The organism is Bacillus sp. D386, assembly GCF_006346415.1.
Genome location: NZ_VEMV01000005.1, coordinates 305193 through 319147 on the forward strand (window position 1 = coordinate 305193; position 13955 = coordinate 319147).

The 13955-nt window shown below is 37.2% G+C and carries 15 protein-coding genes; 5 read left to right on the forward strand and 10 right to left on the reverse strand.

Features of this window, described 5'->3' with window-relative positions; translation table 11 throughout:
* Nucleotides 1–131: 131 nt before the first annotated feature.
* The gene (locus FHY45_RS16430) at nucleotides 132–593 is read left to right on the forward strand and encodes an MltG/YceG/YrrL family protein (protein WP_139892560.1); all 462 of its coding nucleotides are present in this window, start codon (nucleotides 132–134) and stop codon (nucleotides 591–593) included.
* Between the two features lie 20 nt (nucleotides 594–613).
* On the opposite strand, the gene FHY45_RS16435 is transcribed toward FHY45_RS16430, so the two are convergent.
* Nucleotides 614–1006 carry a hypothetical protein gene (locus FHY45_RS16435; RefSeq protein ID WP_139892562.1) on the reverse strand — a complete coding sequence of 131 codons (393 nt, stop codon included), beginning with the start codon at nucleotides 1004–1006 and terminating at the stop codon, nucleotides 614–616.
* A gap of 224 nt (nucleotides 1007–1230) precedes the next feature.
* On the opposite strand from FHY45_RS16435, the gene FHY45_RS16440 reads away from it, so the two are divergent.
* On the forward strand, nucleotides 1231–1848 hold the full coding sequence (locus FHY45_RS16440; RefSeq protein ID WP_139892647.1) for a LysE family transporter: 618 nt from the start codon (nucleotides 1231–1233) through the stop codon (nucleotides 1846–1848).
* Between the two features lie 70 nt (nucleotides 1849–1918).
* Here the strand turns inward: FHY45_RS16440 and phoU are convergent, their stop codons facing one another.
* From phoU to FHY45_RS16485, 9 genes are all read right to left on the reverse strand, one after another.
* Nucleotides 1919–2578, reverse strand: a complete 660-nt coding sequence (phoU, locus tag FHY45_RS16445) for a phosphate signaling complex protein PhoU (protein ID WP_139892564.1) — start codon at nucleotides 2576–2578, stop codon at nucleotides 1919–1921.
* A 29-nt stretch (nucleotides 2579–2607) separates the two neighbouring features.
* Entirely contained in the window at nucleotides 2608–3408 is an 801-nt protein-coding gene (gene pstB, locus FHY45_RS16450) for a phosphate ABC transporter ATP-binding protein PstB (protein WP_139892566.1), read from the reverse strand.
* 32 nt (nucleotides 3409–3440) lie between these two features.
* Nucleotides 3441–4355: a phosphate ABC transporter permease PstA gene (pstA, locus tag FHY45_RS16455; RefSeq protein WP_139892568.1), complete on the reverse strand. Its 915-nt coding sequence runs from the start codon at nucleotides 4353–4355 to the stop codon at nucleotides 3441–3443.
* Nucleotides 4352–5239 (reverse strand): phosphate ABC transporter permease subunit PstC, encoded by an 888-nt coding sequence (gene pstC, locus FHY45_RS16460; protein WP_139892570.1) that lies wholly within the window; start codon nucleotides 5237–5239, stop codon nucleotides 4352–4354. The genes pstA and pstC overlap by 4 nt, the downstream gene beginning before the upstream one ends.
* Nucleotides 5240–5310: 71 nt before the next feature.
* Nucleotides 5311–6207, reverse strand: a complete 897-nt coding sequence (locus tag FHY45_RS16465; protein WP_139892573.1) for a phosphate ABC transporter substrate-binding protein PstS family protein — start codon at nucleotides 6205–6207, stop codon at nucleotides 5311–5313.
* Nucleotides 6208–6488: 281 nt separating this feature from the next.
* Nucleotides 6489–8573, reverse strand: a complete 2085-nt coding sequence (locus FHY45_RS16470; RefSeq protein ID WP_254654710.1) for a peptidoglycan D,D-transpeptidase FtsI family protein — start codon at nucleotides 8571–8573, stop codon at nucleotides 6489–6491.
* 93 nt (nucleotides 8574–8666) lie between these two features.
* A complete protein-coding gene (locus FHY45_RS16475; RefSeq protein ID WP_066105141.1) occupies nucleotides 8667–9875 on the reverse strand; it encodes an MFS transporter in 1209 nt (402 codons plus the stop codon).
* Between the two features lie 162 nt (nucleotides 9876–10037).
* Nucleotides 10038–10646, reverse strand: a complete 609-nt coding sequence (locus tag FHY45_RS16480; protein ID WP_139892575.1) for a superoxide dismutase — start codon at nucleotides 10644–10646, stop codon at nucleotides 10038–10040.
* 124 nt (nucleotides 10647–10770) lie between these two features.
* The gene (locus tag FHY45_RS16485; RefSeq protein ID WP_066105145.1) at nucleotides 10771–11253 is read right to left on the reverse strand and encodes a DUF456 domain-containing protein; all 483 of its coding nucleotides are present in this window, start codon (nucleotides 11251–11253) and stop codon (nucleotides 10771–10773) included.
* A 145-nt stretch (nucleotides 11254–11398) separates the two neighbouring features.
* Here FHY45_RS16485 and FHY45_RS16490 point away from each other — a divergent pair, with 145 nt between their 5' ends.
* The 3 genes from FHY45_RS16490 to ispG all read left to right on the forward strand — a co-directional run bounded on the left by FHY45_RS16490 (nucleotide 11399) and on the right by ispG (nucleotide 13904).
* The gene (locus FHY45_RS16490; RefSeq protein ID WP_139892576.1) at nucleotides 11399–12190 is read left to right on the forward strand and encodes a DUF1189 domain-containing protein; all 792 of its coding nucleotides are present in this window, start codon (nucleotides 11399–11401) and stop codon (nucleotides 12188–12190) included.
* 188 nt (nucleotides 12191–12378) lie between these two features.
* Complete coding sequence (locus FHY45_RS16495; RefSeq protein ID WP_066105152.1) at nucleotides 12379–12672, forward strand: hypothetical protein; 294 nt, start codon at nucleotides 12379–12381, stop codon at nucleotides 12670–12672.
* Nucleotides 12673–12788: 116 nt separating this feature from the next.
* A complete protein-coding gene (gene ispG / locus FHY45_RS16500) occupies nucleotides 12789–13904 on the forward strand; it encodes a flavodoxin-dependent (E)-4-hydroxy-3-methylbut-2-enyl-diphosphate synthase (protein WP_139892578.1) in 1116 nt (371 codons plus the stop codon).
* The last annotated feature ends 51 nt before the right edge of the window (nucleotides 13905–13955 follow it).

Below are 13955 nucleotides of genomic sequence, written 5' to 3' on the forward strand. Positions count from 1 at the left end.
CACGAGGTTATTCAAAATCAGGTCATTCATTTGTACAAACAAGGATTATCGATTGAACAAATTTCCAGACAATCTGCATTATCAAACAATGAGGTAATTAGAATCCTTGAAAGTCAGGGAGGCGATCTTCATTGAACCGACCATACATATCTGGAGCAGCTGCAGGTATTTTTTTAGCCACAAGCGTATTTACGGCATATTATCTTTCTGCAGATGAATCAACAGCTAAAAGGGTGCCTCTTTCAAGCGAGGACGCTCATAAAACTCTACAGGAGGATGGTTATCATGTTTTATCAAAAAGTGAGTGGGATGACTATCAAAAGAACCTTCAATCTATTAATCAACTAAAAACAGAAAATCAACAAAGTAATAAAGAAGAAACTGTAGCCATTAAATTATCGATTAAGCCTGGAATGGCTACCGACGAGATTATCAGCCTTTTAAAAGAGGAGCGCGTGATTGAGGATACTGAAAAGTTTTCTACCTACTTGAATGATCGGGATCTCACAAAAAAGATTCAGACTGGGACCTATACAGTTTATAAAAACATGGACTATGCTGCCTTATCTGCCATTTTAACGAAGGGTAAATAGTGCATCAAAGTGGCAGATTTTCAAACTGGGATGACCTTTGCGATAACATCCCAGATTTTTCTGTTTTGATCAATACTCTCTTCCCCTGAATCGATAATATCGGCTTTTTCAATCAAATTTTCCATCGCTTGATCAACAAAACCGGGTAAAGGCAGTTCTTTTATCGCTTTGGCCATTTTTTCTGGATAGATATGCCCGTAGATTTCAATAGCCATAGAGAGCTCAGATACCGATAATTCCCTTCCGTATTTCTTTTGATAGTTTGCTTTCAGTTTCCTTGCCAGCTTAATGGCTGTTTTAGGGTTTGGGATGATGGATTCCAATTCTTTATTATTGTCTATATGAACCGCTTTTTCACTCAGAAAATAGGTTATAGGTACTCCGTCCACTTCTACTGTCTCTTTTTCCTTCATTCTTCTCATTCTCCTTTTATGAATAAATGTTATTTTCTTATATCCAAGTCACCAATTTATAAACCTCTTTAAGAATTGTCCGTTAGTCAGATAAAGCTAGAGTTTAGTTAAACACTTTTTACAGCCTCAATAAAACTGTTATACATACTTATCCACCTTTCCTCATAATATGTACAAGTTACTAATACATAAGAAGATGGAGTGAAAGCGTGAGCGGACATATTATGTTTAGTTATTTTTTGTTAGGAATAACATTAGCGGCACCCATTGGTCCGGTTAACTCAGCCCGAATTGATAAGGGGATCAAAAATGGTTTTTTACACGCCTGGATAGTAGGCGCAGGATCTATGATTGCGGATGGAATATTCATGTTATTGGTCTATTTGGGTTTTGTACAATTTATTACGATTCCATATGTCCAGATTTTCCTGTGGCTCTTCGGAGGATTTGTTCTTATTTATACCGGAATTGAAAGCATTTTGAGGGTCCATACACTTTCATTAGAAGATTATCGTACGAAGGACTCGTTATCGAAATCTTTTTTAACTGGATTTATAATGTCCATTACAAGTCCATTATCCATCCTCTTTTGGATAGGGATATATGGGTCGGTTCTCGCTAAAACAGTTACTTCGTACGGAACAAGCTCTCTTCTCGTATACAGCTTGATGATTTTCCTCGGCTTAACCTTTTGGGACATTACCGTTGCCTTTCTAACAACCGGGTTCAGAAGATTTTTAAATGACACTAGCTTGAAAGCTATATCAGCCTTTTCAGGACTTTCTCTAATCGGTTTTGGGGCATACTTTGGTTTTCAGGGCATAAAGACACTGTTTTTTTAAGCATTAAAAATAGGCACAAGAAAAAAATGGAGTACCCTATATGGGAATCTCCATTTTTATTATCACAATTCTATTCATTTAAATGATAGTGTCTTCCTTTAATCATATAAAGGGTTTCTTCCGCCATATTAGTTATATGATCGCCTATTCTTTCATAGTGGCGGACAATAAACAATAACTGAGAATTTTCGTTAACCGTAGCAGACTCAGGATGCTTCATTTCAAGTATTTTACGGATTTCCTGTCCATATAAATCATCCACTGTATCATCAAGCTCTGCAAGTTCCTTAGAAAGGACAATATCTTCCTCCATAAAGGATTTATTGAACATATCAAGCATCTTCATACAAGTGGCGTGCATTTCGCCTACAGCCTCATTAACAAAGGGCTTTTCTTCCTTTGATAATCTAATCGCAGTTTTGGCAATATTCTTTGCATAATCACCAACCCGTTCAATTTCAGAACCGATTTTAATAGCTGAAACAATATGCCTTAAATCCGTTGCAACAGGCTGCTGCTTTGCAATCATCAAGATAGCCAGTTCATCAAGCTCTTCTTCCATTTTATCAAGTTTTTTATCATCCTCTATAACAGAAAGTGCTAGCTCTACATCATTTTTCAGCAATGCTTGGTACGATTTATTCAAGGCAGATGAAGCAAAACGTTCCATATCTATTACTTTAAGCTTTAATTCCTTTAGCTCGCTCTCGAACTTTTCTCTTAAAACCATTTTTTATTCTCCCTTCAAAATGATCTGGCTTATCCAAAACGTCCTGTTATATAATCTTCTGTTCTCTTATCATATGGGTTTGAGAAAATCTTATCTGTCTTGTCATATTCAATGACTTCACCATTCAAGAAGAAGGCAGTTTTGTCAGATATACGAGCTGCTTGCTGCATATTATGCGTAACGATAATAATACTGAATTTCTCTTTCAACTCTTGTACGAGTTCTTCAACCTTTAATGTTGAAATTGGATCTAATGCGGAAGTCGGTTCATCCATTAATATCACATCAGGAGAAACGGCAAGGCATCGTGCCAAACAAATACGTTGCTGCTGTCCGCCTGATAGTCCGTTGGCGTTTGTATGCAATCGATCCTTAACTTCGTCCCAGATTGCTGCGCCACGTAAGCTTTTTTCTACAATTTCATCCAATTCTTTTTTGTTTTTAATACCATGTATTTTAGGTCCGTATGCTACATTTTCATAAATAGACTTTGGAAAAGGATTTGGCTTCTGAAATACCATTCCAACTTTTGTCCGTAATTCTTCAACTTGAAAATTTTTATCAAAGATATTCTGTCCCCGGTAAAATATATCACCAGAAGTACGAACACTTGGAATAAGCTCAATCATTCTATTTAATACTTTAATATAAGTAGATTTCCCACATCCAGATGGGCCAATAATGGCTGTAACTTCATTTTCATTAATGGCAAGATTAATATCCTTTAAAGCATGGTGATCACCATACCACAAATCCAAACCCTGTGTATCGTAAACAAGTTTACTAGACTTTTCCGTTTTAGCCGGGTTGGCTTCTTTTAATTCTATCATCTCAATTTCCCCCTTGGTAATGGTGATTTCACTTAAGACACAGATGCCTTTTGTTTTGTTTTACTTTTGCCGCCTTCAAAATGTTTTTGGATAATTTTTGAGAATAAACGTGCAAGGAGATTAAAGATTAATACCATTATAATCAATACTGCTGCTGATTTAGTTGCGATTGCCGTTGCATCCGGAACAATTCCTTCAGAATTTAATTTCCAAATATGAACAGCCAATGTCTCTGCAGGTCTGAATATATTAAAAGGATTAACCGGACTTGTTAGATCGGCTGCTGTATTCAAGATTGGTGTTGTCAATCCTGCTGTAAAAATTAACGCTGCTGCTTCACCAAAAATACGACCGGCTGCCAGGATAACTCCCGTTATAATTTGAGGCATTGCTGTAGGAAGAGCAATTTTTACAATTGTCTGCCATTTGGTAGCCCCAAGTCCCAGACTGGCTTCTTTAACGCCGGCTGATACCTCTGTAATTGCCGCTTCACTGACACGTGTTAAACTCGGTAAATTCAGGATCGTAATTGCTAGTGCCCCTCCGATAATGGTGTACCCCCAACCTGTAGCTGTGACAAATACCAATAAACCAAATAAACCAACTACAATGGACGGGAGAGATGCCATCGTATCAATACATAACCGGATAAATGTTAATAACTTTCCGGGTTTGGCATACTCCGCCAAATAAATACCTGCGCCTAAGCCAAGCGGTACAGAGATTATCAGAGTAATAATTAACATATAGAAAGAGTTAAATAGCTGATATCCTATTCCCCCACCAGCATCTATATTGCTGGAACGACCAGTTAGAAAAGATGGATCCCAGAAACCCCAGCCCTTTTTGAGTATTTCAAATACTAAATAACTCAATAAAATAATGACAAAAATAGCAACGATATAGAAAATACCCGTCCAGATTTTATTTACTGTTCTAGCGCTCATTTCTGTGCCCCCCTATTCCCGATAAAACGAATAATCATGATGAATAAGAATGACATGATTAAAAGAATTAGCGCGAGGCTCCATAATGCATTATTCCATGCAGTTCCATTCATTGTATTAGACATGTCCATCGTTAAAATTCCAGTTAACGTTGCCGTGGGATCATTTAAGCCAGTCGGCAATTTAACCGTATTTCCGATAACCATCTGAACGGCAAGTGCTTCACCAAAAGCACGGGCAAGCCCCATAACGATTCCTGTAAAGATGCCATTCTTTGCGGCAGGAATGATTACTCGGCTGATTGCCTGCCATCTCGTGGAACCGAGCCCATAGGAGGCTTCCAGAAGTTGTGGCGGGACATTTTTTAACGCATCTGTTGCCAAGCTTGCAATTGTCGGTAATATCATGATACTAAGTACTATTATCCCGGCTATTAAACTGAATCCCACTCCGCCGAATGTATTTCTAAGTAGGGGAACTAATAAAGTCACACCCAGCAAACCATAAACAACGGATGGAATACCAACCAGCAATTCCAAAACCGGCTGCAAGACCTTTTTTCCGAATTTCGGGGAAATAAAGTTCGTAAATATTGCTAGAGCTATTGCAATAGGTGCACTGATAACAATAGCACCAATTGATACAAGTATAGAACCAATGATAAAGATCAAAGCTCCATATTCCCCATCATTGGGACTCCAGTTTGTTGAGGTCAACATCTCCACGATAGAGATATTACTGTTTGTAAATGACTGAATACCTTTTCCTGTTATAAAAACGATAATAGCCAAAGTTGTTACGACGATTAATAGTCCACATAATGTAACAAGAATCCGACCGATATATTCACTCTTCCAATAGTTGATTGGTTTATGATCATTCAAGCCTTTTCGCTCCTTCCGACAAACAGATGATAACCAGGCTGTTTGACTTCCTGTTTACTTTATCCTTGGGATTATTCTTTATTTTCTAGCTCTAACATTGGAATGTATCCCATTTTTGTAACGGTTTCAGCAAACTCATCACTCCTAATGAAATCCATATAACCTTTAACAGCTCCGCCTATTTCTCCTTTCGTTACCATATATTCATAGGACCAAAAAGGGTAGCTGCCATTTACCACATTCTCAATTGTGGGTTCAGCTCCATTAATAGTTACCGGTTTTAAGGATGAGCCTTTCCCCTCAGCTAGGTAGCTCATAGCCAGATAACTAATAGAACCAGGTGTGGAATTAATCGAGTTTTCTACAGCACCATTAGAATCCTGAGTTGTTCCAACCCCTGTATTCATGCTGACATCCTTCATGATTGTTTTTTCAAAGGCATATCGGGTGCCTGATGATTCTGGTCTGTTCACGACATTTATTTCTGAATCAGCTCCGCCAACCTCTTTCCAGTTTTTAATTTTTCCGGAGAAGATTCCTTGGATTTGTTCAATTGTTAAATTATCTACATTGGCATCATCATTCACCACTATGCCAAACGCAATACCGGCTACTTTATAATCGACCAGTTCTTCTGCTAATTTCTCATCTTCAATTTTATCTGCTGAAGGTAGATCAGAGTTTCCGATATTGACTGCACCACTCGCCACTTGATTTATACCTGTTCCGCTTCCACCGCCTTGAACAGTAACCGATACATTTGGATTTTTCGCCATAAATTCAGTTGCTGCTTCATCTGCCAATGGTAGTAAAGCTGTAGAACCAGCTGCATTTATGATTCCTGTGTATCCTTCTTCTTCAGAGCCGCTTCCCGCCTTTGCTCCTCCTCCATTATTACTGGTACAAGCTGCCAGCAATCCGATTATAAGTATCAAAGTAATCATAAATGCTGTTTTCCTTCTACGCATTTCCAATCCTCCCATATACTTTGGCTATTTATTTGTAATTTTTAATTTTCACCCTTTACATTTTCTATAGTAAAGATAAAGTTTAAATACTGTGTTAAAGAATTGTAAACGTAGTGTAAAAAATCAAAAGTTTATTGTAAAGATGACTGCAAAATCCTAGAAACCGCACTATTTATTTGTAATAATAATCCAAAAGAATGATACTTACCTAAATTATGCTGGCAGTAAATAAAAAAGGTCTGCCCCATAAATCAAGGCAGACCCAATTTTCTATTAATCTTTTATTTTTGTTTAGCTCGTTCTTCTTTTAATTCATAATATTTTTCATAAACTTCTTTTGCGATTTCGAGGTTCATTTTATGTCCTGACGAATTTTGGTAAGCCCATGGTACTACTACACTCATGGCAATTTCCGGGTTATCGGCAGGAGCATAGGTAACAAAGGTTATATTATAGGTTTCTGGCTGTACAGTACCCTTTTCCCATTTAGGTCCATCATAAAAGGCTTCCGCTGTACCTGTTTTACCTGCTGGTTTATAGTCAGCATTTCCAAAATAAGAGTAGGCGGTTCCTCCGGTGGATTGGGTAACTTGTCTAAATCCTTCCTGGACACGTTCAATCCATTCAGTTTTCATTGGAAGAGTATTCATCACTTCTGTTTTAACCTCTTTAATAACCGGTCCAAGCGTATTATCTTCATCATCATCCACTGGCTCACGGACTTGTTTTAAAACATGCGGTTTTATACGGTTACCTCCATTTGCAATGGTAGAAACATATTGAGCCAACTGCAATGGAGTATACGTATCGTATTGGCCAATGGAAAAGTCCATTAATAATCCGGCACCCTGCGAGGATCCTTTATAGCCGATTTGTTCACCAGGTAAGTCTATACCTGTTTTAACACCTAAGCCAAATTGACTGTAATAATTCCTCATTGTGCTGAATGCTGAGTTATTAACTTTCAGAGAGCCTCCCGGAACATAGTTTCCTTTACCAAGAGCAATCGCTGTTTTAAACATGTAGACATTGGAGGATACTTTCAGTGCTTCAATGTCACTAATATTCCCAAAATTCTTCCATGATTTTTTAATTGGCGTGGCTTTAATCTTCATTGGTCCATCATAAATGACTTGTCCAGGTTTTATTGCACCGGTCTGGTATCCCGTTAAAATAGTTGCTCCTTTAACTGAAGAGCCCATGGCATAGGATGAAGTAAAAGTTCCCAATGCCATATCATTCATTTGCATTTTTCCATTATCATCGGCTGCATATTGTTTACCAGCCAGAGTTAGGAGTTCACCAGTATTAGGATTCGTTACAACAACAAAAGCACGATCGAGATATTTTGTATTCCCGCTTGCTTTCTTTTCCTTCAATTGCTTTTCAATAATTTCTTCTGTGGCTATTTGAAGATCCATATCAACTGTTAATACAAGATCCTTACCTCTTTGTCCTTCAGAAATAACCTCCGTGCTGACAATATCGCCGGATGTATTAGTTACATTTCTAATTTTCTCCTGTTGACCGCGTAATAAATCTTCATATTGCTGTTCTAAGTAGGAGGTTCCAACTCTATCATTTCGACTGTAGCCCCGAGCTAAATAATAACTTGTTTTATCAGAGGGCAATCCTTCGCTGGCACTTGATACTTTACCTAAAACAGATTTAAGCGTATCGCCATACGCATATTTACGTTCCCAATCTGTTGTTGTATCAACGCCTGGAAGAGATTCAATCTGCTCATTAACTCTCGCTACCTCTTCATATGTCGTTCCTTTATTTTTCACAATTTGCGGAGTTAAATAGTAACCGGCAATAAACTTGCTATAGATCGCCAGCACTTCCAACTCACTTTGACTGTAATCTATTTCTTTTTCAGTAATTCGCTCAAGCTGTAATTTGTATATATCATCATCTGTCAGCTTTCCATCACTTAATTGCTGATATTCTTTTTCTGTTACTTTCTTTTTAGCAGCTTCTGGGTTATTTAAAATCCAAAAGTCTTTCATATCCCTTTCACGAACTTTATCAGTATCAACCTCAATTAGCTTGGAAAGTTTTTCAGCAGTTTCAAGCATCTCTTTGCTTGAGGTTTTTTGTGTACGTGTGTAAGTTATCGCATATAAAGGTTGATTATCAACGATGATTTTTCCATTTCGATCATATATTTTTCCCCTCGGCACAGAATTGCTCACAGTTACATCCTCTGTCCGCTCTATTTCACGCTTATAGTCATCTCCATATACAATCTGAACAATTCCTAAACGGAGTATTAATGCAGAAAACATTACAAATACTGCAAAAAACAGTAGATTCAGGCGAACAGGTACATGTTTTTTCTTTTTCTTTTTTCTGACTTTCACTGTCCCCATCCCTTCTAATACACATTTCTTATCATTTTATTATCAATTTTTAAAGATTAACAGAAGTAAAAGATTCCAGCAACTTTTAGTTTCTTACATCTTGATGTCTTTTACAAAATAATAAACAAACAGATGTCCGGACCCTAATAATAATAGCAATATTTTGATGCCGGTACTCTCCGGCAAAATTTTAATGAACAATATAAACATAAGAATCGATGCGGCTCTTCCCATATTTAAAAATAATTCCCGGATTACCACATATTCGATACGATGTTCCCCCGCTTCCCAGGATCGTCCTATTACATCATACGTGACAGACATATAGGGGACAAGCAATAAGGGATAAGCTACTGCAAGAATAGACGCATATGTAAGCAGTTTAGTGAATGACACTTGATATATCAGAAAAAAGATTGAACCATAAAGGAAAATGGCCCCCACCAGCATCGACCATTTTCGGTAACGAACCTTTATATATCTGCTGACTAAAAAATAAGCAATAAATGATACTCCTGAACTAATTAATCCATATGTACCTAAAGCCATTTCGCTACCCGTTTCGACAAATACAAAAACGGAAACAACAAAGAGAAACGTCCCTTCCCTTAGCCCCTGCGAAAAATTAGCATACGTAATTCTTCTCCAATCTTTATTATTTTTTCTTTCATCAAGAATACGCTTCAGCATATACTTCCCATTAGCTGCTCTGCTTTTTAATAAGAAACTGACAAGTACTGCCACGATAAACAAACACAGGGAAACTCCAAAAATGAACAGATAACCATTGTTATCAGTCAAAACCGTAATAATATATCCCGCAAAAAAAGGACCAATCATTCCGCCGATAGACCCAGTTATCCCTTGGAGCCCATTAAATGTATCTCTAGTTTCAGGTTCGGTAATTTCGAATGTCATGAGATTATATGCAAGCCAATAGAATCCATATCCTATTCCAAGTAAACCACCAATCAGAACAAGATAAAGGTGAGAGGTAGAACTGAATGTCAGGACCGCTATATAAAATGCAGCTAAAAACAAGATTCCAATCCTCAGTACAATAATACGATCTATGCGTTTAGCCAATTTCCCAGCTAAAATAAAGGTAACTCCCTGTAGGATTACAACGGACAGATTATAAATCCCCAGATTGATCAATGCCTCAGACTGTTTCCATAAATAGATATTGACAAAAGTATTGGAAAGAGCCGTACTCAATGAATAAAGTGCTCCAATTAACAAAAGGATATAAAGTTCTTTATTTGTTTTTATTTTATTGACAAATTGATTATCCATTTTCATAAAAACTCCCCTTCACTTCCGGTTAGTTTTCCTGTAGATAATCCTCTTATGTAGAATTAAATCATTTGGTATTTGTTAACAGCACAATCCTTTATTTTTTGCACAAAAAAAGATACAGGAAACGAATCGGATTCATTTCCTGTATCCACACTTATTATACGATTATTTTGCTGCTGCGTAGCGCTTAGAAACTTCATCCCAATTTACAACATTCCAGAAAGAATTAATGTATTCAGGACGACGGTTTTGGTAGTTTAAGTAGTATGCATGCTCCCAAACATCAAGACCTAGGATTGGTGTTTTACCTTCCATTAATGGAGAATCCTGATTAGCAGTGCTGGAAAGTTCTAACTCACCATCTTTAACAGTAAGCCAAGCCCAACCGGAACCAAAACGAGTTGTAGCAGCTTTCGCAAACTCTTCTTTAAAGTTTTCAAAGCTTCCAAATTTAGCTGTTAGTGCATCAGCTAATTCACCTTCTGGTTGTCCGCCCCCATTAGGAGATAGAATATTCCAGAATAATGTGTGGTTAGCATGTCCACCGCCATTGTTTCTAACAGCAGTACGAATGCTTTCAGGTACAGAGTCGATGTCAGCTAAAAGATCTTCCAAGCTTTTTGCTGCCAATGTTTCCTGTCCTTCTAAAGCATTGTTTAAGTTAGTCACATACGTGTTATGATGTTTTGTGTGATGAATATTCATTGTTTCTTTGTCGATATGAGGCTCCAACGCATCATACTCATACGGTAATTGTGGTAAAGAATAAGCCATAATTCTCTCCTCCTAATAATTGTAAGAATAAGTACTTTCGGGCAATTCTGTAAGTTCGTGTGTTACGAAAGTCTTTATCTTTAGATTAGCAATTGAAACCGTTTATTTCAACCTTTATGCCTTATCAAAGCACTCGGATAAAGAAATACACAATCATAATGGTCTGAATGATAAATTTGGTTATCACACTGCCGACAAATCCAACGACAGAACCCATACCAATTTTCACTGCATTTTTTAGCGACTGTTTATGTACCAACAATTCAGCTATGACTGCACCTAAAAACGGCCCCAGTATAATACCAAGAAAAGGAATAACAAACGGTCCAATCAGCAATCCTATCGTACTACCCCAAACACCTGCTTTTGAACCCCCAAATTTCTTAACACCAAAAAGATTAACCAAATAATCTGCACCAAACAAAAGTAAAACAAACATTCCCTGTACAATCCAAAAAAACCACGAAAACGGTTCAAATGAAAAGAATACCCCATATAAAAGCATTCCACCTACTATAAATAGAACGCTTGGAATAATAGGATATATCAATCCTACAAACCCAATAATAAATACCAGCCAAATAATAAGCCAATTCATCCAATCCATCTTCGACACTCCTCTCAAATACCCTAATTCAATACACACTTAACACTTTTTCGATTTGTTTCGCTATAATAAGCAGAACTTTCTTGTCTTATCGACATAAGCCAGATAGAATAAAGAATGAATTTAAAAAAAGGTGTTGTAGCCCATGAATATATTCTCACAATTTATTAAAAGTCTATACTCGCCAAAGCATATTGCGTCCTTTCGCTTTCAGGGTATAGGGAAAGCCATCCTCTATGCTTTTTTATTATCTCTAATAACTATTTTACCATCATCGATCTATCTTACAAATGCAATCCTAGATGGGGCAGATCATATGGCAAAAACATTAACAACAGATTTTCCTGAATTTGAAATTAAAGATGGCAGACTTCATTCAGATGAATCATTACCTGTCATTATTAATGATGATGTAGCTACGTTCCATTTTGACAGCACCGGTAGTTTGAATGCAAATGATATCACCAGCCCTACCGGAGTAGACTTTGGAATTCTAAAGGATGAATTTGTCATTGCTGCAGACGGGGAATCACAAACAATTCCTTATTCTATGATACCCGGTCTTGAATTAACCAATGAAAAGGCCAGCGATTATATTAAATCTGCAAAAACATCTTTATACATAATAATCGGTCTATGTATGTTAGTCATGTATCTATTTACAACAGCAATATTCTTCTTGGAGATTACACTTCTAGCCTACCTTACCGGCTTATTTGTAACTTCCATGAACAGAAAAGCTACTTTTGGACAGCAGTGGAGGATAGCCACTTACAGCTTTACATTAGCCGTAACGTTCTTTACGTTTATGAATTTTATTCAGGTTCCTGTAATAGGTGATGTTTATGTCAAATGGTTTATTACACTAATGATGATCTACCTGACTATTAAAGAAATGCCTATTCAAAAAAGTAAACAAAAGACCGTACAATCATAAAGTGTAGCCCTTCCGAATTTCTGCGGAAGGGTTTATCTTTAGCCTCTAGTATTAAATGCGGGTCATCCAGGTCAACATGTCCTCTATTCTATCTAAACGTTAGCTCTAAAAAAATCCTTCAAAATCAATTCTATTATCTCTACTAACTTCATATACTCTAGTAAAAGATGGAGGGAGTGCTAAAAGAGATGAAAAGAATAATCCTGTTTATCGGCTTTTGTATAGTAGCTTACTCGATATATTTTGATATAAGTGTAGGCACCCTTCCTGCCTACTCCTCCGAGAATATGGATAAAATGAATGAAAACTACTATAATATAAAAGTAGAGCCGGGAGATACCGTTCTTTCTATAATAGAGAAAAATGAAGGTACTATACCAGTACCGATTGATCAAATGATTGAAGACTTTTCTTTATTAAATAACGGAATGAAACCGGAAGAAATAGAAATCGGACAAACTTACCGATTTAAAAATTACTAAATAGCCAATTCATAATCAACTTTATTGTTATTTTAGCTAAAACGCTGATACAATAATTTAGAAGATAATATATTTATTGGTATTGAGGCAGACAGCCTAAAAGGAGAGAATGACCAGTGAGTGAACTAATACATCGTACAAAAACCCGCCCCGTAAAAGTGGGACCACTGACTATCGGTGGCAACGATGAAGTTATAATACAAAGTATGACGACAACGAAAACACATGATGTAGAAGCAACAGTCGCGGAAATAAATCGTTTAGAAGAAGCGGGCTGCCAAATTGTACGTGTAGCTTGTCCTGATGAACGGGCTGCTCATGCAATTTCTGAAATAAAAAAACGCATTAATATACCTTTAGTAGTTGATATTCACTTTGACTATCGTCTTGCTTTAATCGCGATTGAAGGCGGAGCTGATAAAATCCGTATTAACCCGGGCAATATTGGCAGACGCGAAAAAGTGGAAGCCGTTGTAAAAGCAGCTAAAGCGAAAGGGATTCCAATTCGTATCGGGGTCAACGCAGGATCTTTAGAACGTAAAATCCTTGAAAAATACGGTTACCCAACTGCAGACGGTATGGTTGAGAGTGCTTTACATCATATAAAAATTCTAGAAGACTTAGACTTCCATGACATCATTGTATCAATGAAAGCATCTGATGTACGCTTGGCAATTGAAGCCTATGAAAAGGCAGCACAGGCCTTTGATTATCCACTTCACCTTGGAATCACAGAATCCGGCACGTTATTTTCAGGAACGATTAAGAGTTCTGCCGGCATAGGTGCCTTATTAAGTAAAGGTATTGGGAATACTTTGCGTATTTCTTTAAGTGCTGATCCGGTTGAAGAAGTCAAAGTAGCCAGAGAGCTGTTAAAAGTATTTGGTTTATCAGCCAATTCCGCTACCTTAATATCATGTCCGACGTGCGGACGTATAGAGATTGATTTAATTTCCATTGCTAACGAAGTGGATGAATATATTCAAAAAATTAAAGCTCCAATTAAAGTGGCGGTATTAGGATGTGCCGTTAACGGACCTGGCGAAGCAAGAGAAGCAGATATCGGCATTGCTGGTGCTCGCGGAGAAGGTCTATTGTTCCGCAAGGGTAAAATCGTTCGTAAAGTACCAGAAGAAATAATGGTTGAGGAACTAAAAAAAGAAATCGATATCCTTGCTGAAGAGTATTACGAAAAACAAAGAATTGAAAAAGAAAAAGCAAGCCTGTCTTAAATTAAGCAGAAGCAATTCAGGTTCGAACCAAAAACTTTAAACTTTATTAAA